The organism is Azospirillum aestuarii (assembly GCF_016632405.1).
Lineage (GTDB): Bacteria > Pseudomonadota > Alphaproteobacteria > Azospirillales > Azospirillaceae > Azospirillum > Azospirillum aestuarii.
In genome coordinates this window covers 78,636-102,655 of sequence record NZ_JAEPIV010000008.1, presented here as the reverse complement: position 1 = coordinate 102,655, position 24,020 = coordinate 78,636, and the positions used below count along the sequence as shown (strand labels likewise).

General features: G+C 68.5%; 26 protein-coding genes and 1 riboswitch. Of the genes, 12 read left to right on the top strand and 14 right to left on the bottom strand.

The features are described from left to right. The first annotated feature begins 185 nt into the window (after window positions 1-185). The 6 genes from JJL56_RS16305 (at window position 186) to JJL56_RS16285 (ending at window position 3,916) form a co-directional block, all read left to right on the top strand. Window positions 186-641, top strand: a complete 456-nt coding sequence (locus JJL56_RS16305) for a GNAT family N-acetyltransferase (RefSeq protein ID WP_145627943.1) — start codon at window positions 186-188, stop codon at window positions 639-641. A 101-nt stretch (window positions 642-742) separates the two neighbouring features. After that, window positions 743-1,411 carry a glutathione S-transferase family protein gene (locus JJL56_RS16300; RefSeq protein ID WP_200485645.1) on the top strand — a complete coding sequence of 223 codons (669 nt, stop codon included), beginning with the start codon at window positions 743-745 and terminating at the stop codon, window positions 1,409-1,411. 100 nt (window positions 1,412-1,511) lie between these two features. Beyond that, complete coding sequence (locus tag JJL56_RS16295) at window positions 1,512-1,682, top strand: hypothetical protein (protein WP_200485644.1); 171 nt, start codon at window positions 1,512-1,514, stop codon at window positions 1,680-1,682. 443 nt (window positions 1,683-2,125) lie between these two features. Beyond that, window positions 2,126-2,278, top strand: a complete 153-nt coding sequence (locus tag JJL56_RS34070) for a hypothetical protein (RefSeq protein ID WP_425599134.1) — start codon at window positions 2,126-2,128, stop codon at window positions 2,276-2,278. After that, window positions 2,250-2,768 carry a calcium-binding protein gene (locus tag JJL56_RS16290; protein WP_200485643.1) on the top strand — a complete coding sequence of 173 codons (519 nt, stop codon included), beginning with the start codon at window positions 2,250-2,252 and terminating at the stop codon, window positions 2,766-2,768. The genes JJL56_RS34070 and JJL56_RS16290 overlap by 29 nt, the downstream gene beginning before the upstream one ends. 197 nt (window positions 2,769-2,965) lie before the next feature. Then, complete coding sequence (locus JJL56_RS16285; RefSeq protein ID WP_145627947.1) at window positions 2,966-3,916, top strand: serpin family protein; 951 nt, start codon at window positions 2,966-2,968, stop codon at window positions 3,914-3,916. A gap of 94 nt (window positions 3,917-4,010) precedes the next feature. Here the strand turns inward: JJL56_RS16285 and chrA are convergent, their stop codons facing one another. The 4 genes from chrA to JJL56_RS16265 form a co-directional block, all read right to left on the bottom strand. After that, entirely contained in the window at window positions 4,011-5,402 is a 1,392-nt protein-coding gene (chrA, locus tag JJL56_RS16280) for a chromate efflux transporter (protein WP_145627949.1), read from the bottom strand. 92 nt (window positions 5,403-5,494) lie between these two features. Then, window positions 5,495-6,856, bottom strand: a complete 1,362-nt coding sequence (locus tag JJL56_RS16275) for an ATP-binding protein (RefSeq protein WP_200485642.1) — start codon at window positions 6,854-6,856, stop codon at window positions 5,495-5,497. Beyond that, window positions 6,853-7,512 (bottom strand): response regulator, encoded by a 660-nt coding sequence (locus JJL56_RS16270; RefSeq protein WP_200485641.1) that lies wholly within the window; start codon window positions 7,510-7,512, stop codon window positions 6,853-6,855. Before JJL56_RS16270 ends, JJL56_RS16275 begins: the two co-directional genes overlap by 4 nt. A gap of 5 nt (window positions 7,513-7,517) precedes the next feature. Continuing rightward, the gene (locus JJL56_RS16265; protein WP_035677922.1) at window positions 7,518-7,874 is read right to left on the bottom strand and encodes a PepSY domain-containing protein; all 357 of its coding nucleotides are present in this window, start codon (window positions 7,872-7,874) and stop codon (window positions 7,518-7,520) included. A 155-nt stretch (window positions 7,875-8,029) separates the two neighbouring features. Between JJL56_RS16265 and JJL56_RS16260 the strand changes: the two genes are divergently transcribed. The 5 genes from JJL56_RS16260 (at window position 8,030) to JJL56_RS16240 (ending at window position 9,869) form a co-directional block, all read left to right on the top strand. Further along, a complete protein-coding gene (locus tag JJL56_RS16260) occupies window positions 8,030-8,185 on the top strand; it encodes a hypothetical protein (RefSeq protein WP_155903588.1) in 156 nt (51 codons plus the stop codon). After that, window positions 8,172-8,711 carry a hypothetical protein gene (locus tag JJL56_RS16255; protein WP_200485640.1) on the top strand — a complete coding sequence of 180 codons (540 nt, stop codon included), beginning with the start codon at window positions 8,172-8,174 and terminating at the stop codon, window positions 8,709-8,711. Before JJL56_RS16260 ends, JJL56_RS16255 begins: the two co-directional genes overlap by 14 nt. Continuing rightward, window positions 8,708-9,142, top strand: coding sequence for a DUF1924 domain-containing protein (locus JJL56_RS16250; protein ID WP_200485639.1), 435 nt, complete (start codon window positions 8,708-8,710; stop codon window positions 9,140-9,142). Before JJL56_RS16255 ends, JJL56_RS16250 begins: the two co-directional genes overlap by 4 nt. Before the next feature lie 24 nt (window positions 9,143-9,166). Then, a complete protein-coding gene (locus tag JJL56_RS16245; protein ID WP_200485638.1) occupies window positions 9,167-9,598 on the top strand; it encodes a diheme cytochrome c in 432 nt (143 codons plus the stop codon). Between the two features lie 64 nt (window positions 9,599-9,662). Beyond that, window positions 9,663-9,869 (top strand): DUF6494 family protein, encoded by a 207-nt coding sequence (locus JJL56_RS16240; RefSeq protein ID WP_035677918.1) that lies wholly within the window; start codon window positions 9,663-9,665, stop codon window positions 9,867-9,869. 115 nt (window positions 9,870-9,984) lie between these two features. Here JJL56_RS16240 and JJL56_RS16235 read toward each other — a convergent pair whose 3' ends face one another. Genes JJL56_RS16235 through JJL56_RS16210 form a run of 6 tightly spaced genes read right to left on the bottom strand, consistent with a single transcriptional unit; the run spans window position 9,985 to window position 15,810 of the window. Then, on the bottom strand, window positions 9,985-10,752 hold the full coding sequence (locus tag JJL56_RS16235) for a 3-oxoacyl-ACP reductase (protein WP_200485637.1): 768 nt from the start codon (window positions 10,750-10,752) through the stop codon (window positions 9,985-9,987). A 17-nt stretch (window positions 10,753-10,769) separates the two neighbouring features. Continuing rightward, entirely contained in the window at window positions 10,770-11,747 is a 978-nt protein-coding gene (locus JJL56_RS16230; protein ID WP_145627966.1) for an ABC transporter substrate-binding protein, read from the bottom strand. A 7-nt stretch (window positions 11,748-11,754) separates the two neighbouring features. Further along, complete coding sequence (locus JJL56_RS16225; protein WP_145678807.1) at window positions 11,755-12,501, bottom strand: ABC transporter permease; 747 nt, start codon at window positions 12,499-12,501, stop codon at window positions 11,755-11,757. Then, entirely contained in the window at window positions 12,501-13,271 is a 771-nt protein-coding gene (locus JJL56_RS16220; protein ID WP_247891097.1) for an ABC transporter ATP-binding protein, read from the bottom strand. Before JJL56_RS16220 ends, JJL56_RS16225 begins: the two co-directional genes overlap by 1 nt. An 11-nt stretch (window positions 13,272-13,282) precedes the next feature. Then, window positions 13,283-14,731: an acyl-CoA reductase gene (locus tag JJL56_RS16215; protein ID WP_200485699.1), complete on the bottom strand. Its 1,449-nt coding sequence runs from the start codon at window positions 14,729-14,731 to the stop codon at window positions 13,283-13,285. Further along, entirely contained in the window at window positions 14,731-15,810 is a 1,080-nt protein-coding gene (locus JJL56_RS16210; RefSeq protein WP_200485634.1) for a LuxE/PaaK family acyltransferase, read from the bottom strand. The genes JJL56_RS16215 and JJL56_RS16210 overlap by 1 nt, the downstream gene beginning before the upstream one ends. Window positions 15,811-15,884: 74 nt before the next feature. Further along, window positions 15,885-16,014, bottom strand: a riboswitch (TPP riboswitch). Between the two features lie 126 nt (window positions 16,015-16,140). Between JJL56_RS16210 and JJL56_RS16205 the strand changes: the two genes are divergently transcribed. Continuing rightward, window positions 16,141-17,865, top strand: a complete 1,725-nt coding sequence (locus JJL56_RS16205) for a DUF5672 family protein (protein ID WP_200485633.1) — start codon at window positions 16,141-16,143, stop codon at window positions 17,863-17,865. 21 nt (window positions 17,866-17,886) lie between these two features. Here JJL56_RS16205 and JJL56_RS16200 read toward each other — a convergent pair whose 3' ends face one another. The 4 genes from JJL56_RS16200 to JJL56_RS16185 all read right to left on the bottom strand — a co-directional run bounded on the left by JJL56_RS16200 (window position 17,887) and on the right by JJL56_RS16185 (window position 23,992). Then, entirely contained in the window at window positions 17,887-19,170 is a 1,284-nt protein-coding gene (locus JJL56_RS16200) for an acetylornithine deacetylase/succinyl-diaminopimelate desuccinylase family protein (RefSeq protein WP_200485632.1), read from the bottom strand. 76 nt (window positions 19,171-19,246) lie between these two features. Then, complete coding sequence (locus JJL56_RS16195; protein WP_145627976.1) at window positions 19,247-20,251, bottom strand: formate dehydrogenase subunit gamma; 1,005 nt, start codon at window positions 20,249-20,251, stop codon at window positions 19,247-19,249. 161 nt (window positions 20,252-20,412) lie between these two features. Next, window positions 20,413-21,048, bottom strand: a complete 636-nt coding sequence (gene fdh3B, locus JJL56_RS16190; protein ID WP_145627978.1) for a formate dehydrogenase FDH3 subunit beta — start codon at window positions 21,046-21,048, stop codon at window positions 20,413-20,415. Between the two features lie 25 nt (window positions 21,049-21,073). Further along, window positions 21,074-23,992, bottom strand: a complete 2,919-nt coding sequence (locus JJL56_RS16185) for a formate dehydrogenase subunit alpha (RefSeq protein ID WP_200485631.1) — start codon at window positions 23,990-23,992, stop codon at window positions 21,074-21,076. Window positions 23,993-24,020 lie beyond the last annotated feature (28 nt).

Genomic DNA, 24,020 nt, shown 5'->3' with positions numbered 1-24,020 from the left:
CCCAAGCAGTAAGTCCCAAGTGGGTTGTGCGTATGCGAACGGCGGTCCAGGGCAACCGGGCCGCCGTTTTTCACGCCGACGGCGGCGCGGGCGTCCTTTTCAGGGTGCGGGTTCTTGGAATAATCTGGTGTGGCGCGGGTTGTTAGGACCGCCTGGGGGCATCCGCAACCACACGGGAGGGCGTCATGCCGGCAGAGGACGGCTTGCGCATCAGCATTCGCTTCGCCACGGCGGCCGACGGGCCGCGCTGCGCCGACATCTTCCTGCATGGGCGCCGCGCCGCCTTTTCCTGGCAACCCGAGGACCGCTTCGGCCTGGACGACTATTACGATTGCGTGGACGGGGAAGAGGTGCTGGTGGCGGAAGCCGGCGGCGGCGTGGTCGGCTTCATCTCCGTCGATGTGGCGGACCGCTTCATCCACAACCTGTTCATCGCCCCGCTGTGGCGCGGGCGGGGCATCGGCAGCGCGCTGCTGCGCGAGGCGCTGGCCCTGCTGCGCGGCTCGGCGGAACTCGCCTGCGCCTCGCGCAACGCGGCGGCCCGCGCCTTCTACGAGCACAACGGCTGGACCCCCGTTCCCGCCGCCGAAACCGGAGGGGATGCGGAACCCCTGGTGGTCTACCGCAAATCCGCCCTTTGACACCCCCTCGGCGCGGCTGATCCATAAGCCGAAGGAGCGGCGTCACAGGCCAAAGCGCAGACTGTTTTCCACGCTCCCCATACGCTACAGTCCGGCCCGGCATGCGGACACTCCATCACCACCCCCTCCATCCCTTGTCCCGCGTCGCGCGGGTGATGCTGGCCGAGAAGGGACTTCCCTTCGAATCGGTCATCGAGAAGCCGTGGGAACGGCGCGAGGATTTCCTGATGCTGAACCCCGCCGGCGAGCCGCCGGTGCTGGTGGAGGAGGACGGAACCGTCGTGGCCGGCGGGCTGCCCGTTCTGGAGTATCTGGAGGAGGCCTATCCCGACGTGGCCCTGATGCCGCGGGAGGTGGCGGCCCGCGCCGAGGTGCGCCGGATCGTCGACTGGTTCACCCGGACCTTCGACCGCGAGGTGACCGAGAATCTGGTCGGCGAGAAGCTGATCAAGCGGCTGTCGGGCCAGGGCCACCCCTACGCCCCGGCGATCCGCGCCGGTCTGGCGAACATCCAGTACCACATGGAATACATCGCCTTCCTGTCGGAGCGCCGCCCGTGGCTGGCCGGCTCCAGCTTCACGGTGGCCGACATCGCGGCGGCGGCGGCGCTGTCCTGTGTCGATTACGTGGACAACGTGCCGTGGGACAAGGTGCCGGAGGCCAAGGACTGGTACGCCCGCATCAAGTCGCGCCCCAGCTTCCGCGGCCTGCTGTCCGACAGCGTCCCCGGCTGCCCGCCGCCCCGCCATTACGCCGACCTGGATTTCTGAACCGATCTGTCCGGCCGGGATAGGCCCCGCCGGAAGACGGAACCCCGTCCGTACCGGTCTGTTTCGCTTTGGTTGCAGAACGGCAGAGGAGGATGGGGGCATGGCCCAACACGACTACGTGCGTCACACGCTCGATTGCCTGGAGGAGGCGCAGGCGGCCCTGCGGCTTGCCCAACGCAAGGGCCAGATCGCGCCGGAGGACGAGGACCAGCTGTCCCGCCGCCTCGACCGCATCACCGAACGCATCGCCCAGGTTCAGGAGATGACCTGACACCGGCAGGGGCCGCGCCGTCCCCGGCGCGGCCTGCGGCGACAGGCTGCCGCTTGTGCTCGGACACGTTTGGAAGGAACAGCACAGGCTTGGCGGCTCGGCCAACCGTGGGTGGCCATGGGTTTCCTTGTTGAGCCGCCGACCCGGTGAATTTTCTGACTGGGCCCAGTTACGAGCCGCGCGGTTTCCGGCCGCCCTTTGTCGAAAGCGTGGGCCGGTGGATCCGTCACCCGCCCTTGATTCCCCCTGCCGCGCCATGAGGCGCAGATCATTTCCCCGTGACGATTGGAAAGCAGATCACGGATCGCCGCCGTTGGAAATTCACCTCGCGAATGTGCGAATTCGTTACGCCGCAAAACAATTCACAATCTAATGGTTACCAGTTGAATGATTCTATCTTTTTTATAGACTCATTGATGCAAATATGCATTTTATGAGGGTGCATGGTAACGGTTTTCACAACTATAAAATTAATGGAGCATCTGATGAGCACCGTCATTGGGACTGCCGGCAATGATTCCCTGCAGGGTTCCGCGGGGGACGACACCATCGTTGGGTTGCAGGGCAATGATACCCTTGAGGGCTTCGGGGGGTAACGACAGACTCTGGAGCGACGACGGCAACGATGTATTGGATGGTGGCGCTGGGAGCGACGTGCTTTACGGCAATAACGGCAATGACACACTCTTCGGTGGCGGTAACTCTGGAACTGGTGATTTTGCAAACTACGCCGACCACCTCTACGGCGGGTCCGGCAATGATTATTACTTCCACAACTTTGCGCTTGGTGGCGTGACCGTAATCGACGACATGTCTGGCGACCAAATTGGAAACGCTGACGCCCTGTTCATGTACAATGCGACGACGCTCAACCTCTACTGGGCTGGGGACCGTTCGACTTTGTACATTTTCCAACCGGGTGAGTGGGACGATGGCACCTTCGATAATGGCATTGCCATCCGCGGCATGCTGACGAATCAGGGCAATCCAGGAGTGGGTACAATTGAGTATGCCGTACTCGACGGCGGTCAGATCACCACCTGGGACGCCGCAATATTCAACAGCTGGGATGTGCAATTCGCCTAAATTGGCCGATCATCAACCGAAATTTTTTAACAACTGACCATCCGCCGTAGCTGGAGCCTGCAGTGCAGGCGGACTCCAGCTTGCGGGATATCAGTCGAGTGATGACAGATCTGGTCTTTCTTCTTTCATTCTTATGATGCTGAGTGTGGGTGCGCTGAGATGTGCCCAAGTTGGACACGGCGAAGGAGGATGTAACGATGAACGTGCTGGGAACATCAAATTTGACGAACAGCTCGGTACAGAGCCTCAACTCCGTCTCCCAAGCGATATCCGCATCATCAAAGATGGTTTCTGGAACTCCGGCGCCGACAGACCGGGTGTCATTCAGCCCATTAGCTTCGGCCCTTCATGATGAATCTCTTACCGCCTTCAACGCATTGTCGGTTGAGACACGGTCTCAGCTTTCCTCTCTCGTCGACAGCGGCGCTCTCTCTGGCGAGGACGTGCACAATGCTTTGAAGCAACGAACCAAGGAGGCGCGTCTCGGCGCCTATGCGGCAACCTTCCGCATGGCCAATAATGATAACGCCGATCTTTTCTCCAGCGGTTCTGCGACGTCTTCCGATTTCCGGGAGGCGCTGCGCGCGGCTTCGGAAAAGCGGGCGGGAATGATGGAGAAACTGTCCGCATTGCTACAGAGCGGGCAGGATGGCTCCGACGACTACGCCGCACTGTCTGACCAACTTAAGGCATTGATACCAAACGCCCGGTTACTGGCTGGCGGGAGCGGCGTCGTCAACCCGTTCCAACCGATTGACCCAGGAGAATCCCGCCTGATGTCGACGCGCGGCGAAACCGACGCCGTTTACAAGCTGAAAGCCGCAGGTGTCGATTTGTCGGCCATCGACAAGGCCTTGCGCCCGATGGGTGAACGTGACGCCGCGTCGCTTGTGGCCGAGCGTACAGGTCTCCCGCAGACGCATACGGTCTCGAAGGACCGCGAGTTCTCACTGGATCAGGCGCTCATTCAGCCGATAACCGCACCACCTTCGGCGGCGGGGGCAGTTTCCGGTACCGATGGCCGCTTCATCGACACCGACTTCCTGGCCAGCATCGGGTCCGCCATCGGACCCTTAAAGGGAAACCCCTTCGGCGAGGAAGCAGATGCAGCTCGCCAATATTGGCGGGGCCTGCGAGCCAGCTACTGATCATTTATGAAACTCATGGTTCCCGCTACGGTCAGTGGCAACGCCAAGCCTGTGCAGCACCTTCCGGATGTGTCTGAGCACGAGTTCCGTCCCCTTACGCCACCCCCGCCATGCGCAGCGCCACGCCGGCCAGCGCGCAGGCACCCAGGGTGGGCAGCATCCCCGCCTTGAAGCGGAACACCGCCAGCACCGCCGCCACGGTCAGCGCCAGGGCCGGCAGGTTGACGCTGGCGAGAACCGGCAGATCCAGCCTCATGCCGGCGAAGGACACCGCTTCCAGGCGGGCGAACAGCGTGTGGAGGGCGAACCACAGCGCCAGATTCAGGATCACCCCGACCACCGCCGCGGTGATCGCCGACAGGGCGGCGCCGAGCATCCGGTTGCCGCGCAGCGCCTCCACATAGGGCGCGCCGAGGAAGATCCACAGGAAGCAGGGCACGAAGGTGACCCAGGTGGTCAGCAGCCCGCCCAGCACCCCGGCCAGCAGCGGCGGCAGCGCCCCCGGATCGCGCAGCGCGCCGAGGAAGCCGACGAACTGCACCACCATGATCAGCGGCCCCGGCGTCGTCTCCGCCATGCCCAGCCCGTCGAGCATCTCGCCGGGATGGAGCCAGCCGTAGGTCTCCACCGCCTGCTGCGCCACATAGGCCAGCACGGCATAGGCGCCGCCGAAGGTCACCACCGCCATCTTGGAGAAGAAGACGGCGATGCCCGTGAACGTGTTGTCCGGCCCCAGCGTCAGCAGCAGCGCCAGCACCGGCCCCAGCCACAAGGCGAGGCAGACCGCCCCGACCCGCAGCGACCAGGCGGTTGAGGGGCGCGCGTGGTCCGGCGTCCCCTCGCCCAGCAGGCTGGTCCGGTTGGCGGACGGGTCCGGCCCGTGCGGCATAGGCCGGAAGGCGGAGACACCCAGCCGCGCCCCGGCCAGCCCGATCAGGGCGGCGGTCAGGATGATGAGGGGGAACGGGACGTTGAAGGCGAAGATCGCCAGGAAGGCCGCCGCCGACAGGGCGATCATCGCCCCGTTCTTCAGCGTGCGCCGCCCGACGCGGACCACCGCCTCCAGCACGACGGCGAGGACCGCCGCCTTCAGCCCGAAGAACAGCCCCTGCACCGCCCCGGTGTGCCCCAGCGTCGCGTAGAGCAGGCTGAGCGCCATGATGGCCAGCGCGCCGGGCAGGACGAACAGGACGCCGGCGATCAGCCCGCCCACCGTCCGGTGCATCAGCCAGCCGATGTAGACGGCCAGCTGCTGCGCCTCCGGCCCCGGCAGCAGCATGCAGTAGTTCAGGGCGTGGAGGAACCGCTCCTCCCCGATCCATTTCTTCTCGTCCACCACGATGCGGTGCATCATGGCGATCTGGCCGGCCGGACCGCCGAAGCTCAGCGCCGCGATCCGCGCCCACACCCGCGTGGCCTCGCCCAGGCTCACCCCGTGGCCGGCGGTGTCCACACCGGGTGCGTTGGCGCTGTCCGCCTGGGTCATGCGTCGTCTCCGGAGCACGCGAAGGGACGCCATTCAGACCACAAGGGACGGTCCGCCGCCAGCGCGGAGATGTGACGGAATTCTTGCGCCGGTCAGGACGGCGGCGCCGCCGGCAGCACCAGCTCCACCCGCAACCCGCCGAGCGGCGAATCGCCCAGCCGCAGGTCGCCGCCGTAGAGCCGGGCCACGTCGCGCACGACGGCGAGGCCGAGACCGCTGCCCGGCGTGCTTTCGTCCAGCCGCACGCCGGGGGCCAGCACGGCGTCCCGCCGGTCGGCGGGCAGGCCCGGCCCGTCGTCCTCCACCACCACCGCCAGCATCCCGCCCGCCTCCAGCCGCGACGCGACCTCCACCCGCGACCCCGCCCACTTCATGGCGTTGTCCAGCAGGTTGCCCAGCATCTCGTCGAGATCCTCGCGCTCCCCGGCGAAGACATGCTCGCGCGGGACGCGGACGGTGACGGTCACCCGGCCCCCGCCATGACCACCGCTCTGGAGCTTCTCCATCACCCGCGCCAGCGCCCCGGCGCTGTCGGCCACCGGTGTGGCGACGCCGGGCAGGCCGCGGGCGGCGGCGGCACGGGCGCGGGCCATGTGGTGGTCGATGTGGCGGCGCATCTCCGCCACCCGCCGGGCGATGGCCTCCCCTTCCACCTCGTTCGCCAGAACGGCGAGGTTCGTCTTCAGCGCGTGGGCGAGGTTCCCGGCCTGGAGCCGCGCCCGCACCACCACCTCCTCCGAATGGTCAAGCAGGGCGTTCAGGTCGTCGAGCAGCGGCTGCACCTCGCGCGGGGAGTCACCGCCGAAGCGCTTCCGGCGCCCGGCCCGCACCGCGGCCAGCTCGGCGCGCAGCCGCACCAGCGGGCGCAGCCCCACCGACACCTGGACCACCGCCGCACCGATCAGCGCCAGCGCCAGCGCCCCCAGCGACAGCCAGAGCACCCGGTTGAAATCCGCCACCACCGCCCGCAGCTCCGCCTCGTCCTGGGCCACCGCCATGCGCAGGGGCGCGGTCCCGTTGGGAAAGGTCACCGCGCGCTCCAGAACCTGCAATTGGCGCCCGGCGGGGCCGACGACGCTGTGGCGGTGAATGTCGCCGTCCGCGACCTCGTCCGGCGGCAGGGGCAGCGCCTCGTCCCACAGGGAGCGGGAGCGCAGGACCGGCGCGTCCCCCGGCCCGACCTGCCAGTACAACCCCGACAGCGGCCGGCGGAAGCGCGGGTCGCTGAGCGGCTGGCGCAGCACCGGCGCGCCGTCCGCCCCCATCTCGGTCAGCGCGGCGAGCTGGTCCAGATGGTTGCTCAGCTCCGCCTCGAAACGGCGGGCCACATGGTCGCGGAACAGGCCGGACAGCACCAGCCCGGCCAGCGCCAGGGCCAGCGCGATCCACACTGCCGCCCCGGCCAGCAGGCGGAAGCGCAGCGACCCGGTCAGCCGCCGCCCACCCCCGCTCACGGCGCCTCCAGCTTGTAGCCGAGCCCGCGCACGGTCTTGATCAGGTCGGCGCCCAGCTTGCGGCGCAGGCGGCCCACGAAGACCTCGATGGTGTTGGAATCGCGGTCGAAATCCTGGGCGTAGATGTGCTCGGTCAGCTCCGTGCGTGAGACGAGCTGCCCCTTGCGGTGCATCAGGTAGTCGAGCACGCGGAACTCGTGCCCGGTCAGGTCCACCGGCCGCCCGTCCAGCGTGACCCGGCCCGAGCGAGTGTCCAGCACCACCCCGCCGCAGGCGATCTCCGCCGAGGCGTGGCCCTTGGAACGGCGGATCAGCGCGCGGATGCGGGCGAGAAGCTCCTCCATGCTGAAGGGCTTCGCCAGATAGTCGTCGGCCCCGGCGTCGATGCCCTGGACCTTCTCCGTCCAGGCGCCGCGGGCGGTCAGGATGATGACCGGTGCCGTGATCCCGCCCGTGCGCCAGGAGCGCAGCACCGTCAGCCCGTCGACCCGCGGCAGGCCGAGATCGAGCACGATGGCGTCGTAAGGTTCGGTCTCGCCGAGGAACTGGCCGTCCTCCCCATCGGCGGCGCGGTCCACGGCGTAGCCCTCCCCCTCCAGCCGCTCGGCGAGCTGGCGGGCGAGCGCCGGATCATCCTCGACGACGAGCAGGCGCATGGCGCTCACCTCTTCCCATGATGGCCGCCCTCGCCTTTCCCGTTGCGCCCGCGCACCCGCAGCAGGTCGCCGGTCGCGGCGTCGTATTTCAGCTTCAGGACGCGGCCTTCGGCGGTGATGGTCTTGATCTCGTAGACGATCTGCCCGTCCTCATCCTCGAACTCGACGTCCAGGATGTCACCGGGAAAATCGGCCTGCGCGCGGGCCACGATGGCCTCCAGCGGCAGCGCCCGGCCCGAGCGGAACGCCTCCCGCGCCCGCTCGTGGTCGCGGTCGTCGTCGGCGCCCGCCGGCAGAGTGGCGCCAGGGAGGGCGGCGGTGAAGAGGATCAGGGACAGCAGGGCGGTGCGGACGGCGTTCATGGTCGGAACCGGCAGGCGGGCGGACGGGCATACGGGAAGACAATCCCAGTTAGCACATCGCTGCCTGAACGGCACCTGAATGGGCCGCTCAGGCTCCGTTCAGCGTGGGCGGCGCAGTCTCCGTGGCAACGAACCCGCCGCCCTGGAGACCACCGATGATCCGCAGGATGCTGACCCACACCGCCGCCGCGACGCTCGTCATCGTCGTGGCGGCCTTCGCCTTCCAGGCTTTCTCCAACGGGGACGGCGTCACCCGCGCCGCCTGGACGCTGGCCGCCGCCGTTGGGGGAAACGATCATGGGATCGACTGAACCCCGCCCCACGAAAACGCGCCGCACGCCGGGTCGGCTGCTGTTCCTGTTCGCCTTCCACGCCGCGCTGTCGGGCGCCTTCATCGTCGCCTACCTGACGGGGGACGAGGACACCTACGCCATGCACCAGTTCGCCGGCTACACGGCGCTGGCCGCGCTGGCGGTGCGGCTTCTGGCCGGGGTGCTGATGCCGGTGGGGCCGCTGCGCCTGCCCCGCCCCTCCCTAGCCGCGACATTGGAATGGCTTCGCCGGGTGGCTTCGGGCGACGCGCGGGCCTGGGGGCAGCGCAGCCCGCTGCTCGCCTGGATGGCGCTGGCGCTGCTGGCCGTGGTGGGCGCCGCCGCCCTCAGCGGGGCGGTCGCCGACGCCGTCGTCCCGATAGAAAAGCTGCACGAGGCGCTTGGCGAGTTTTCCCTGCCCGTCGTGCTGGCCCATGTCGCCCTGGTCGTCGCGCTGCTCGGCCTGAAGAAGGTCGCCGGCTGGCGCGCCCGCTCCAACACCCGACACGAGGTCATCGCCCCATGACGCCCCTTTCGATTCGCCTGATCCTGCCCACATTGGCCATCTTCGCCGTGGGTGGGGCCATCGCCGCCGCCCCGAACACGGCGCGCACCGCCCTCCTCGACGGCTACGCCGCCCAGGCGAAGGCGCAATCGCCCGCCTTCGCCGGCTTTTCCGCCGAGCGCGGGCGCGCGCTCTATCTTGGCCCGCACGGCGGGGGCAAGCCGGAGACCAACGCCTGCGCCGCCTGCCACACCCCCGACCCGACCGCCCAGGGCCGCCACCAGCGGACCGGGCGCGGGATCGAGCCGATGGCCGTTTCCGCCAACCCCAAGCGCTTCACCGACCCCGCGGAGGTGGAGAGGCGCTTCGACCGCGATTGCCCCAACGTCCTCGGCCGCGCCTGCACGGCACAGGAGAAGGGCGACCTCATCACCTACCTCGCCGGACAATGAGGCCGGCCAATGAGGAGTCCCGCCATGCCCCGCCGCCTCGCCGCCGCGACCGTCCTGCTTCTGCTGTCCGGCGCGCCCGCATCGGCCAACGAGTTCGAGCGAGTCCCGCCGGTGACCAACGACGCCACCCGCAAGGAATGCGGGGAATGCCATATGGCCTTCCAGCCCGGCCTGCTGCCGGCGGGAAGCTGGACCCGGATCATGGACGGGCTGGACGACCATTTCGGCGAGAAGGCCAGCCTGCCGCCCGGCCCGGCGGCGGAGATCCGCGCCTATCTGACCGGCAACGCCGCCGGGCGCGGGGACCCCGCGCTGCTGCGCATCACCGAGCAGCGCTGGTGGGTGCGCGAGCACCGCTTCCGCCCGGAGGTCTGGCTGCGCAAGGACGTGATGTCCAAGGCCAATTGCGAGGCCTGCCACCGCGACGCCGCCCGTGGTCTGTATGACGACGACTGACGTGGCGGGACAAAGCGTTGCCGCGACGGTTGTCTTCGGGAGCGATCAGAGAGGGAGGAGCATCATGGACCACGACACCTTCAACATGGGCATCCGGAAATACCTGAAGGTCGTCGGCGTCACCTCGCAGCGCGAGATCGAGCGCGCCGTGAGCGAAGCGATCGAGGCCGGAAAGCTGAAGGGCAACGAAACGCTCCAGGCCCGCGTCGTGCTGACCATTGAGGGCATCGGGCTGGAGCATGAGATCAAGGGGGAGATCGCGTTGGAGTAGGGGGGCGCTAGCGACGGGCCCCCACCCAACCCTCCCCCGCTTTCGCAGGGGAGGGCTAAACTCCTCCCCCTGCGCAGCGGGGGGAGGTCGGGAGGGGGGCAACGGCGCCCGCACCTCACCCCATCACCAACCCCCCGTCCACATACAGCACCTGCCCCGTCATGAAGCGGCTCCAGCCTGACGCCAGGAACAGCACCGGGCCGGTCACGTCCTCCGGCGTGGCGATGCGGCGCAGCGGGGTCTGGGCGATGATGGCGTCCTTCACGTCCTCCTTCGTCGCCCGACTGGCGTCGGTGGGGTAGACCAGCCCCGGCGCCACGCAGTTGACGCGGATGCCCAGCGGCCCCAGCTCCGCCGCCAGATTGCGGCTGAAGCCGACCAGCGCCGCCTTGGCCGTCGTGTAGTCGTGATAGGGCACGGTGGGCCGGGCGACGAGATCGGTCGCCATGTTCACGATGCTGCCGCCGGGCCGCCGCCGCATCACCGGCAACACCGCCCGGCAGACGTTGTAGGTGCCGAGCAGCGCACCGTCCACCTGCCCCCGGTAGTCCGCCCACTCGGTGTCCCAGAACAGCTTGCGCTTCTCCGGGTCGAAGGCGTAGGGGCGGAAGGCGTTGTTCACCACCACGTCGATCTTGCCGAACTCCTCCGCCGTGCGCTCCACCATGCGGTTCACCGCGTCAGCGTCGGTCACGTCGGCCTGCACCGCCCAGGCGTCGCCGCCGGCTTCCCGGCAGGCCGCCGCCACCGCCTCGGCAGCGTCCGCGTTGCTCAGGTAGTTGACGGCGACCGCCGCCCCCTCCGCCGCGAAGGCCTTGGCGATGGCGGCGCCGATGCCGCGGCTGGCGCCGGTGACGAGGACGGTCTTGTCGCGGAAATCCATGGCCCGGCGCGCCTTCCTTACTCGGGGATCAGGTCGGACCGGACCAGCTTGGACATGTCGAGGTCGGTCCCGATCAGGCCGAGCTGCTTGAAGGTGTCCGCACCCTTCTGCATCAGTTCCGGATCGAAATGGCCGAGGCCCTTCGCCCTGGTCGTCTCCGACACGCTGGAAGCGTTGCGCAGCTTGATGATGGCGAGGTTGGTGGCCTCGTCGCGGCCGTTGATGGCGCGGGTCACGGCGAGGCGGGCGGCCTCCTCCGGCTCGGCGATCATCCAGGCGGCGCTGTCACGGTAGGCGGCGAGGAAGCGCTTCAGAACGTCCTTCTTCGTGCGGTAGGTCTCCTCCGTCACCACGAAGATGTCGCTGGGCAGGTTCAGCGTGTCCTTGACCTCGATGACGTTGACGTCCTTCAGCCCCTTCTGCATGCCGACATGCAGGCCGGTGTCGGTCGCCGCGGTGGCGTCCACCTGCCCCTGGATCACGGGGGCGAAGTTCAGCAGGCCGGTCACCTCGATGGTCACGTCCTTCTCGCTCAGCCCCACCTGATGCAGCAGCACCTGGAGGTTCTGGCGGGTGCCGCTGGACAGGCTGTAGACGCCGATGCGCTTGCCCTTGAGGTCTTCCGGCTTGGTGATGTTGCGCTCCTTCGGCGACACCACGTTGAAGACGTTCTGCGGGTAGATGTTGTAGATGGCGATCAGCTTCTCGCCCTTGTCGAGCGCGAGGTAGAAGGAGGCCGGGTCGGTGAAGGCCACGTCGGCCTGCCCGGTCAGCATGTTCTGGATGGCCGAGCCGCCGCCGGTCCCCGGCACATAGCCGAGATCGATGCCCTTGGCCTTGAAGAAGCCCTTGTCCGGCTCGGCCAGCAGGTTGGTGATCTCGCTGATCGGCTGGCTCCAGCCCGCCACGGTCACCTTGTCGAGCGCCAGCGCGGGAGAAGACAGAAGCAGGGCGGAAACGGCGACGGCACCCAGGGTGCGCAGGAACCCGAACATCGTGTGATTATCCTTTCCACGGACGGCGCAGCAGCCACCGCTCAAGCCCGGCGGCGGCCTGATAAACGATCATGCCCAGCACCGTGATGACGATGAACAGGGCGAACATCATGGTCGAATCCATCATCCCCTGCGCCGCGATGATCGAGGCGCCCAGCCCCTGCCGGCCTCCGATGAACTCGCCGACGACGGCGCCGACCAGCGCCAGCACGACGGCGACGCGCAGCCCCGCCAGGATCACCGGCAGGCCGGAGGGGATCTTCAGGCGCAAGAGGGTTTGCAGGCGGGTCGCCCGCAGCATCCGGAACAGCTCCCGCTTGTTGGGATCGACCTGCTGAAGGCCGGTCATGGTGTTTTCCAGCAGCGGGAAGAAGCAGATCAGCGCCGTGATGACGACGGTGGAGGTCATGCCGAAGCCGAACCAGACGATGAACAGCGGCCCCAGCGCCAGCTTCGGCACCACTTGGCTGGCGAGGATGTAGGGGTAGAACAGGCGGCGCAGCACCGGCACCTCGGCCAGCAGCACCCCGGCGAGGAAGCCGATGGTGCAGCCGGCGGCGAGGCCCATCGCCATCTCCGCCGTGGTGACCCAGAGATGCGGCAGCAGGTATCCCCCCGCCAGCCCGTCCCACAGCGTGCGCAGCACCGCCGAGGGCAGCGGCACGACCAGCGCGGACACCCCCGCCACCCGGCAATAGACCTCCCACCCCGCCAGCAGCAGGACGAGCAGCAGGGCCGAGGCGAGGCGGACCATCACGACGCGCGCTCCAGCGCCACGCCGGGTTCCGCGCCGTCCATGGCGCGGCGAAGCTCAAGGCACAGGGCGTTGAAGCGCGGGCTGTAGCGGACGTCGCGCCCGCGCGGGCGGGCCAGCGGCACCGGCAGGGCGTGGCGCAGGTGCCCGCCCTCCATCACCGCCACCCGGTCGGCCAGATAGACCGCCTCCGCGATGTCGTGGGTGACGAACAGCACGGTGGTGCGGTGCCGGGCGCAGAGCTTCAGCAGGTCGTCCTGCAACTCCTCCCGCGTGATGGCGTCGAGCGCGGCGAAGGGCTCGTCAAGCAGGAGCAGCGGCGGCTCGGTGACCAGCGCGCGGGCCAGCGCGACGCGGCTCTGCTGCCCGCCCGACAATTGGCTGGGGAAGCGCCCTTCGAGTCCGGTCAGGCCGACGAGGTCCAGCAGCTCCTCCGCCTTGCGGCGGTCCGCCGGCTGCGGACGGCGCGTCAGCGACACCGGAAGCAGCAGGTTGTCGAGCACCGTCCGCCAGTCCAGCAGCGTCGGCGCCTGGAAGACGAAGCCGACCTGGGCGCCCGGCCCCCGCACCGGCTCCCCCTGGATGCGGACGGTTCCGGTCGAGGGGGCGAGCAGCCCGGCGACCAGCTTCAGCAGGGTCGTCTTGCCGCAACCGCTGCGCCCGACCAGCGCGTGGAACTCGCCCTCCCCGATGGTCCAGTCGATGCGGTCCAGGATGGTGCCGCCGCTCGGGACGCCGTAGCCGGCCTGTTCGATGCTGACGAAGCTCATGGCCGGGCGCCTCAATCCGTGTAGGGGGCGAAGGTGTCCGCCGCCCGTTCCGCCGAGCCTTCGATCTCGGTCATGGTCACGAGGTCCAGCAGGTTGAACCGCCCGTCATGGTGCCAGCCCGCCTCTGGCGCGGTCATCCGCCCCAGCGCGCAGAGGCGCGTCACCCCGACCGCCCCCAGCGCCCCGGCCAACGCGAACAGCTCCTCCGGTGCGGCGGCGATGCCCACGGTCTGGAGGAAGGCGCGGTGGGGCGCCAGCCCCGGCACCGCCTCGGCCAGCCGGTCCACCGCCACCACCGTCACCGTGCGGTTCAGCCCGCAAGGGCTCAGGCCGTCCGCCGCGTCGGTGTAGGCGACCGCCCAGCTTCCCGCCGGATCGCCCAGCAGGGCGCGGCTGGGGTCGGCAAAGCCCTTCGTCTCCTCCGCGTTGCGCCAGGACGCGACGCTGCCCGCCTCGCCCATCGACAGGGGGCGGCGCGGGAACTTGCTGCCGAGGGCGTCCAGTTCGTGCGCCAGATAGCCGGCGAACTCGCGCGGCGACACCCGCCCGCCGCGCTCCACGAACACGGTCTGCGGCGAGTAGCAGCCCTGCTGGTCGTAGCGCGCCACGTCGTAGGCCGCCTGCCGCGCCACCGCCCCCGCCTTCCCGGCGTCGAGCGCGGAGCGGGCGACCATGCCGAAACTGATCTTGTGCCCGTAGGGCAGGAAGCGCGTGGTGATCGGCACCCGCGCCCGGATGGCCTCCAGCGCGTCGTTTCCGCCATAGGCGACCACCGTGTCGGCGCGGGTCAGCCACGCCCGTTCCGCCGCCGCGTCGCCACCCTTCCACCAGACGATGGCGATGCAGTCGGCCAGTTCCGGGTCGATCTCCGCCAGGATCTGGGCGAACCATCCGGCGAACAGCGGCTCGGCGCTCGGCAGCTTGCCGACCGTGCCGGCCTTCACCAGCAGGCCAGAGATCAGGCTCCACAACGGCAGGCCCGGCACGTTGCCCGCCCAGACATGCAGCAGAAGCTCCGGCCCGAAGGCGCGGGCGAAGCCGCCCTTGGGCATCGGCTGGAAATCGTCGAGCACCGCCGGGTTGGCGAAATCCTCCGCGACGAATTTCCGCAGCTCCGGCCCGCGGAAGGTCTTCAGATAGCCGGTCAGCCCCAACCGGACCATCTCGGCGTCGTAGCCGGTGACCAGCGGCAGCAGCCGTTCCGCCTTCCGCCGCCACGGGTCGTCGCGGTCGAGCAGCCGGGCGACGGCGCGGTCGATGGTGGCGGCGATCTCCGCGACGGTGCGGCTTCTCAAGTAAGTCCGCGCGTTGGTCCGCACCCGCGTTGCCAATTCAGCGATCTGCGCCTCGCTCAGCACCGGCACCGCCACGTCGAGCGTCTCGGCGCCGCGCCGGAAGGTCAGCGTCCGCCAGTCCACCGCGTCGGCGGACAGCCCCGGCAGATGCCCGGCCCGCTCCATCAAGTCGCCCGCGCCGCTTTGAGGAAGTCCTCGACCGCCATGGAGCAGCCCTTGGCATCCGCCCCGTCGGCCCGGCCGAGAAGCTGGAAGCCGCCGTCCACCTCAACCCCGGCGTCCTCGGTCAGGATGGCCGACGCGCAGTTGAAATGGGCCAGATCGTGATGGACCAGCACGCCGACGCTGCCGCGCGGCACCTCCTGCCCGGTCAGCGGGTTGATGACCCGGCTGCGTATCCAGTGCGGTCCGGACTTCACCGACGGGCACACCTCGTTGCCGTCGTCGTAGAACTGGGTGCTCAGCTCCGTCATGCCGTACATGTTGATGCACAGGCGGCGCGGCACGCCGAAGGTCGCGGACAGGCGGCCGTAGAACTCCTCCGCCGCCATCTCCCGCGACTGGCCCTTGAAGCCGCCGGTGTCGAGGATGCGGCTGCCCGCCGGCAGGGCGAAGCTCCGCCCCTGCTCGGCCAGCGCGTCCATCAGATGCACGACGCTGAAGCTCGCCCCCAGCAGGGCATAGGGTTCGCCGGTCGCCTCCGCCCGCGACAGCGCCTCGATGGCCCCGTCCACGTCCAGCCCGGCGTCGGACACGAAGTAGCGGCTCTCCGCCATCCCGAATTCGCTCTTGGCCAGCGCCAGATAATGGGCGAGCGAGGAGTTGGGCATTGCCTGCTCGGTCGGGAACAGGATGCCCATGCGCAGCCGGTCATAGCCCGCCATGAAACGGCGGCGGAAATTGACGGTCATGGAGCGGTCGTAGACCGCCAGCGTCGGATGGTGGCTCTTGCCCCGCACGCCCTTGGTCGTGCCGCTGGTCATGAAGACGTGCGGGCATTCCTCCGGCGGCCGTCCACTCAGCGTCAGGTCCTTGAAGGCGCTGATCGGCACGGCGGGCACGTCGCGCCAGCTCTTCACCGTGCGCAGGGTGCGCGCCCGCTGGGTGGCGAAGCGGCGGTAGGGGGCGTTGGTCTCGAACTGGTGGGCGAAGACGGCCAGCGCCATGCGGTTGAACGCCTCCTCGTCCGCCTCTCCGGCGGCGATGAAGGCCAGCAGCTCTTCGACAAGTCGGGCTTCGGTCACGTCCGCACACCTTTTGCAACGCCAACAAACTGTTGCCGGAGCAAGCGGTGTCTGGATGGAATGGGGGTACGCCGTGCCGCCCTTCAGTCCCGTCCCTACGCCGGTATGACCCGGATCAGGTTCGATGGGTCACCGCGTTGTCCGGATGAAAGCGCCGGACCGGCGGAGTCTCAGCCTCCTAGCGAGGCCCCCCAGGGAACATTCGCAAGCTAAGGGACCGGCCCCCGCCCGTCAAGGATGACCGGCGCTCCGCCCGTGGCAGCCCCACAACCGCCGTGATACGATCCGCGCCCGCGGGCGGCTGACGCCGGCGGCAGAATGGGGAACGGCATGGTGAGGATCGAGGACTGCACGCTGGTGTTCGCCGACACGGCGAACCACGCCCTGGTCGAGATGGCTATCCGGGACAGCATCGCCGCCTGCCGCTTCTCCAGGGTGCTGCTGCTCTCCGACCGCGATCCGAAGATCCCCGGCGTCGATTTCCACCGCATCGCCCCGATCCACGACATCGACGACTATTCGGACACGATCAACGTCCGCCTGCGCCGGCTCGTGACGACGGGCCATGTCCTGATCGCCCAGTGGGACGGCTTCGTCGCCGATCCGCAGGCCTGGACGGAGGAGTTCCGCGCCTTCGACTACATCGGCGCCCGCTGGGGCTGGTACGAGGACGGCATGACGGTGGGGAACGGTGGCTTCTCCCTGCGCTCCGCCGCCCTGCTCGACCGGCTGCGCGACCTGCCCTTCGAAGCCGGCATCCCCGAGGACCACGTGATTTGCCGGACCGAGCGCCCGGCGCTGGAAAAGGCCGGCATCCGCTTCGCCCCGGAGGCCATGGCCGACCGCTTCGCCTTCGAACGGACACCGGTGCCGAGACCGGCCTTCGGCTTCCACGGCCTGTTCAACTTCGGCAAAGTGCTGGGGGACCGCGCGCTGGAGGAACGGATCGAGGTCATGGACGGCCCGCTTCTGGACCGGCGGGAATACACAGACCTGATGACCAGCCTCGCGCTGTCCGGACGCAAGGCTCCCTTCGCCTCCATGGTCCGCAAGCTGGTGGCACGGCGGGACGAGACATTCCTGCGGTCCCAGATCACCGAATGGACGACCGGCGTGCAGCGGGACTATGTGCTGGCCCTGGCCGATGCCGTGCAGACGACGGCGGGGCCGGGGTCGCGCTGGCCGGCGGTGGCGTCACCGCAGCGCCGCCAGCCGAAGATCTACGACTGCTTCACCTTCCACAACGAGCTCGACCTTCTGGAGCTGCGCTTCCGCGAGCTGTACGACACGGTCGACCAGTTCGTGATCGTCGAGGCCAAGCAGACGTTCACCGGCGCGCCGAAGCCGCTGCACTTCATGGAGGAGCGCGACCGCTTCCTGCCTTTCCTGGACAAGGTGAAGCTGATCGTCGCCCCGGATTTCCCGGAGACCGACAATCCCTGGGTGCGCGAGCGGGCGCAGCGCAACGCCATCGCGCTCGGGCTGGACAAGGTGGAGTCGGACGACCTCGTCGTCGTCTCCGACGTGGACGAGATCTTGCGCGCCCGCTCGGTCGCGTCGCTGCGCGACAGCCCGGCGATGATCGCGGGGTTCCGCGTGCCGCTGTTCTACTTCAAGGTCAATTTCATGAACGTGGAGGGCGAGAACTTCTCGGTCTTCCCCGTCGCCGTCCGCGGGCTGATGGCCCGGATGACCACGCCGCAACAGATCCGCGAAAGCCGCGGCACGCTGGACCGCTACACCCCCGAGACCCGGCCCGCCTACGTGGACATCCTGCCCCACGCGGGCTGGCATTTTTCCTACATCGGCGACGACGCCGCCATCCGGCACAAGATCCGGAGCTTCTCGCACCAGGAGCTGAACCGCGAGGACATCCTCGACGGCATCGACGTGCCCCGCTTCCTGGCGGAAGGCAGCGACCTCTTCAACCGCCCCGGTTACCGTTGGCATTCCGTGGAGCTGAACGACTATTTCCCGGCGAACCTCCTGGGCGAACGCGAACGCTGGGCGGACTTCATCGCCGAGGAGGTCGGCGGCCGGGTCACCTGGAAGTAAGAGTCCCCTACAAGACGGCCCCTACACCTCCCGCCGCAGCAGCGACAGGGCGGCCATCGCCATGACCTGTGCGGCATGGACCATGTCGTCGATGTCCACATACTCGTCCGGCTGGTGGGCGAGATCGAGGATGCCGGGGCCGTAGGCGATGCAGTCCTTCAGATGCCCGACCCGCGCGATGTGCTTCTGGTCGTAGGTGCCGGGGGACACCACCTGCGCCGCCGGGCGGCCCAGCACCGTCTCGATGGCCGCCCCCACCGCCCGCACCACCGGCGCGTCGGCGTCGGTCAGGGTGGGCAGAAAGGCCAGAACCTCGCGCAGCTCGTAATCGAAGCCGGGGCGCTCGCGGCGCAGATCCTCCAGGATGCCGACGATCTCCGCCCGCACCTCCTCCGGGTCCTCCTCGATCAGATACCGGCGGTCGATGACCATGCGGCAGCGGTCGGGCACCATCGGGCTCGGCAGTCCGCCATGGTCCTCCGGCTGGCCGCCATGGATGGCGTTGATGTTCAGGGTGGACTGCCGCGCGCCTTCCGGGACCACCGGCATGGCGGTGCGCTTGGCGGCCAGCCGGGGGATCAGCTCCGTCTCGATCCGGTGCAGCACGGCCCCCATGTGGCGCACCGCGCAGTTGCCGAGGAAGGGCATGGACCCGTGGGCGACGCGGCCCTTCGTCTCGATCTCCGCCCACCAGACGCCGCGGTGGCCGATGCACACCCGGTCAACGTTCAGCGGTTCCGGGATGATGACGTGGTCGACCCGAGGGCGGGAGAAGTAGCCGAGCTTGGCGAGATGCCCGACCCCGCCGTAGCCGCCGGACTCCTCGTCCACCGTGCCGGAGATTTCCAGCGCGCCGGGGAAGGGAATGCCCTCCTCCAGGATCGCCTCCACGGCGATGATCGACGCGGCGATCCCGCCCTTCATGTCGCAGGCGCCGCGGCCGTAGACGCGCCCTTCCTTCACCACCCCTTCGAAGGGATCGACCGTCCAGCCCTGGCCGGCGGGCACCACGTCGATGTGGCCGTTGAAATGCACGCAGGGACCGGGCTCGCGCCCCTCGATCCGGGCGATGACGTTGGTGCGCGGGTAGCGGTCGCTGTCGCCGGGCGCCCCCTCCGCCCGCACATACTCCACGGCGAAGCCGCGCCCGGCCAGCCGCCGCCCGAGGAATTCCGCGCAGTCGGTGTAGACGTCGCCGGGCGGGTTCACGGTGGGAATGCGGATCAGGTCGCGGGTCAGCGCGACGAGGTCGTCGCGCCGTTCCGCGATCCGGCGGAACAGCGACTCCCGGTGGTCGAGCGGCATGCTTCCCCCCTACGCACAATTCGTTGCGCGGAAGGATCGGTCATGCCGGCCCGCCTGTCGAGAGGTGTTCCGCGCCTCACTCCGCCGCGCGATGCCGCAGCCGTTCGTCCTCGTTGGCCCGGCCGTTGCGGAGCTGCTCCTCGTACCAGCGGCGGTGATGGTCCTTGGCCCAATTCTCGTCCACCACGCCGCTGCCCATGGCGTCGAAGGCGCCCTCCATGCCGATGGTGCCGATGTAGATGTGCCCGATGATCAGCGCGATCATCAGCGCGGCCACCACCCCGTGCGCCACATGCAGGATCTGCATGCCGCCGATCCCGGTGACGGCGAAGGGCATCATCAGCAGGAAGCCGGTGAGCGACAGCGCGAAACCGCCGAACACCACCGCCCAGAAGACGCCCTTCTGGCCGGCGTTGAAGCGCCCGGCCTCCGGATGCTCGCCGGACTTGCTCAGCACGCCGCCGAGTGTCTTCAGCCAGACGAGATCGGCCTTCTCCGGGATGTTGTCGCGCACCCACAGCACGAAGATCAGCACCAGCCCGAGGACGAACGGCACGCTGAAGAAATTGTGCATGTACTTGCTGGCCTCGGCCAGCATCGTGAAGTTCGGGTGGCCGATCAGCGGAATCAGCAGCATGCGCCCGAAGGTCAGGATCAGCCCGGTCAGCGCCATCAGCAGGAAGCTGACCGCCGTCGTCCAGTGGGCGAAGCGGTCCATGCCGCTGAAGCGCGGCACCGGACGCCCCGACCGGCCGCCCTGGATGCGGATGGTGCCGCGGATCAGGTAGAAGATCGCCAAAACCGCGATCGGCCCCAGGATCAGCGCCCCCGCGATGATCTTCAGCCAGACCATGCGGAACTCGCGCCACTCCCGCCCCTCCGGCTGGACCAGGACGCCCAGCTTTGCGTCGGGGATGCTGACCCGCCCGGAGAGCTTGCCGTCCGGTGTCTGGTAGAGCTGCACCTCGTCCTTCGAGGTCGGCGAGTTCGGCCCCGGCGTCTGGTAAAATTGCGCCTGCACCGCCGGGGCGGCGAGCAGCAGAACGAACAGGACCAGCAGGGGGCGCAGGAGCTTCGTCATGTCGCGTCCTTCCCTAGAGAGTGTGCGCTTTGCGGGGTGCTGCCTCGGGACACCCTTGCCCCCACCCCGGCCCTCCCCCGCTTCGCAAGGGAGAGAGAATTGTCCCCTCCCCTGCGGCAGCGGGGGAGGGTTAGGGTGGGGGTCATCACTCCCCCACCCACTCAGCTCCCGCCGGTGCCCTCGCGGCCCGGCCCGAAGGCGTCGCCGCGGTCGTTCTGGCCATAGGCGGTGGACCAGCCCCAGGCGCCGGAACCGTAGCCGCGGCGCACCGTCCGCTCCTTGTAGATGTCGGCCAGAACGTCGCCGTCACCGGCCATCAGCGCGCGGGTGGAGCACATCTCCGCGCAGAGCGGCAGCTTGCCCTCGGCCAGCCGGTTGGTGCCGTATTTCTGGTACTCCTCCATCGTGTTGTCCGCTTCCGGACCGCCGGTGCAGAAGGTGCATTTGTCCATCTTGCCGCGCCCGCCGAAGTTGGTCGCCTGGGGGTACTGCGGCGCGCCGAAGGGGCAGGCGTAGAAGCAGTAGCCGCAGCCGATGCACAGGTCCTTGGAATGCAGCACCACCCCGTCCGCCGTCTGGTAGAAGCAGTCCACCGGGCAGACCGCGGCGCAGGGCGGGTCGTTGCAATGCATGCAGGCCATGGAGATGGAGCGCTCGCCCGGCACGCCGTCCTTCAGCGTGATGACCCGGCGGCGGTTGATGCCCCAGGGGATGTCGTGCTCGTTCTTGCAGGCGGTGACGCAGGCGTTGCATTCGATGCAGCGTTCCGCGTCGCACAGGAATTTCATGCGGGCCATGAATGTCTATCCTCCCTGGGGCGCGTCAGGCCGGTTCGACGCGGCACAGCGTCACCTTGGTTTCCTGCATGAAGGTCATGGGGTCGTAGCCGTAGGTCGTCACCCCGTTGGCCGGCTCGCCCAGGACGATGGGGTCGGTGCCCGGCGGGTAGTTCTCCCGCAGGCTGTTGCCCTGCCAGTAGCCGGAAAAGTGGAAGGGCATGAAGACGGTGCCGGCGCCGATGCGTTCGGTCACCAGCGCGCGCATCCGCGCCTTCGCGCTGTCCTCCGGCCCGTAGACCCAGACCATGCCGCCGTCGCGGATGCCCAGCCGCTCGGCGTCCTTGGGGTTGATCTCCACGAACATCGACTGCTGCAGCTCGGCCAGCCAGGGGTTGGAGCGGGTCTCCTCGCCGCCGCCCTCATACTCGACCAGCCGTCCGGAGGTGAGGATGAAGGGGAAGCGCTGGCGGATGTCGCTGTCCGCGATCTTGAACTGGAGCGAGCGGGCCAACTGCGGCAGGCGGAAGTCGCGCCGGTCCTCGATTGCCGGATACTCCTTCACCAGTTCCGGCCGCGGGGAGTAGATCGGCTCGCGGTGGAGCGGCACCGGGTCGGGCAGGTTCCAGGCGACGGCGCGGGCCTTGGCGTTGCCGTGCGGTGAGCATCCATGCTTCAGCGCGACGCGGATGATGCCCATCGACAGGTCGGTCTGCCAGCTCACCTCGTCGGTCTTGTCGCCGCCGATGGCCTGGATGACCCGCATCTCCTCCGCCGTCAGGTCCTTGTCCCAACCCAGCTTCCTCAGCATCGCCATGGTGAATTCGGGATAGCCGTCCTCGATCTCCGACCCCTTGGAATAGGAGCCGTCGGCGAGCAGGCTGACGCCGTTGCGCTCCACCCCGAAGCGGGCGCGGAAGACGCCGCCGCCCTCCATCACATGCTTGGAAGTGTCGTAGAGAACGGCGCAGCCGGGGTGGCGAAGCTCCGGATGGCCCCAGCAGGGCCAGGGCAGGCCGTAATACTCGCCCTTCAGCGGGCCGCTGGTCGCCTGCATGGTGATCTTGTCGAAGTCTGCCTGATGCTTCATGTGCATCTTCAGCCGTTCCGGCGACTGGCCGGTGTAGCCGGTGGACAGGCAGCCGCGGTTGATCTCGCGCAGGATGTCCTCGGGCACCGGGCGGGTCTCCTCCACCGTGATGTGCTTGAACATCTCGTCGGCGAAGCCGAACTTGCGGGCCAGCAGATAGATGATCGTGTAGTCGTCCTTGGACTCGAAGATCGGCTCCACGACCTTCTCGCCCCACTGCATCGACCGGTTGGAGCAGGTGCGCGAGCCGTCCGTCTCGAACTGGGTGCAGGCGGGCAGGATGTAGGTGCCGTTCCGGCGCTCCTTGAAGGCGGCGAAGGTGGTCGGGTGCGGGTCGGCGATGACCAGCAGGGACAGCTGCTCCAGCCCCTTCAGCATCTCCGGCATGCGGGTGACGGTGTTGCCGCCATGGCCGAAGACGACCATCGCCTTCAGCGGCGACGGCTGCTGGATCTCCTCCGGCTTGTAGGTGACGCCGTCGAACCAGCGGGTGGTCGGGATGCCCTTGGCCTCCATCAGCTCCTTGGAACCGAATCTGGCCTTCATCCAGTCGTAATCGACGTCCCAGACGCGGCAGAAATGCTTCCACGCCCCCTCGGCCAGCCCGTAGTAGGAGGGCAAGGTGGAGACGTCGAGCCCGAAGTCGGTGGCGCCCTGCACGTTGCAGTGGCCGCGGTAGATGTTGGCCCCGCCGCCGGCCACCCCGATGTTGCCGAGCGCCAGTTGCAGGATCGACAGGGCGCGGACGTTGGCGGTTCCGGTGGTCTTCTGGGTGATGCCCATGCACCAGATGACGGTGGACGGCCGGTTCTTCGCCAGCGCCTCCGCCACGCGGTGGAGCTGCTCGCCCGGCACGCCGCTGACCCGCTCCACCGTGGCGGGGTCCCACTTCTTCACCTCGGCGCGGATCTCGTCCATGCCGTAGACGCGCTGGCGGATGTACTCCTTGTCCTCCCAGCCGTTCTCGAAGATGTGCCAGAGGATGCCCCAGGTGACCGGGATGTCGGTGCCGGGACGGATGCGCACATAGTCGGTGGCGTGGGCGGCGGTGCGGGTGAAGCGCGGGTCGATGACGATGAAGGGGGCGCGGTTGTGCTCCTTGCCGCGCAGCATGTGCGGCAGCGAGACGGGGTGGGCCTCCGCCGGGTTGCCGCCGATGATCAGCAGCGCCTTGGAATTTTGGATGTCGTTGTAGCTGTTGGTCATCGCGCCATAGCCCCAGGTGTTCGCCACCCCGGCGACCGTGGTGCTGTGGCAGATGCGCGCCTGATGATCGACGTTGTTGGTTCCCCAGAAGGCCGCCAGCTTGCGGAAGAGATAGGCGCCCTCGTTGGAGAATTTGGCCGAGCCCAGCCAGAAGGTGGCGTCCGGCCCGGACTGCTGGCGGATCTCCAGCAGCTTGTTGCCGATCTCCTCGATGGCCTGGTCCCAGGAGATGCGCTGCCACTGGCCGTCGACCAGCTTCATCGGGTATTTCACCCGCCGTTCACCCTTGGTCAGTTCGCGGACCGAGGCACCCTTCGCACAATGCGCGCCCTGGCTGATCGGGCTTTCCCAGCCCGGCTCCTGCCCGGTCCAGACGCCGTTCTGCACCTCCGCGATCACGGTGCAGCCGACGGAGCAGTGGGTGCAGACGTTCTTGCGGGTGACGATCTCGACGTTGGGCAGGGTCGGCCCGGCCTCGGCCTTTTGGATCATCGCGGCGGGCAGCGCGCCCAGCGCCGCCATGCCCCCGGCGGCGAGGCCGGAGGTCTTCAGGAAGCCGCGGCGGTCGACGGTTTCTCCCAGCCCGGCGGTGCCCGCCGACAATCCGTTCAGGCGGCGGGCGAGGGAGGCGCGGGTGGCGGCGGTTCCGGCGTTGCGCTTGACGAGCATGGGGCGGCCCTCTGGATCAAAGTCGCGG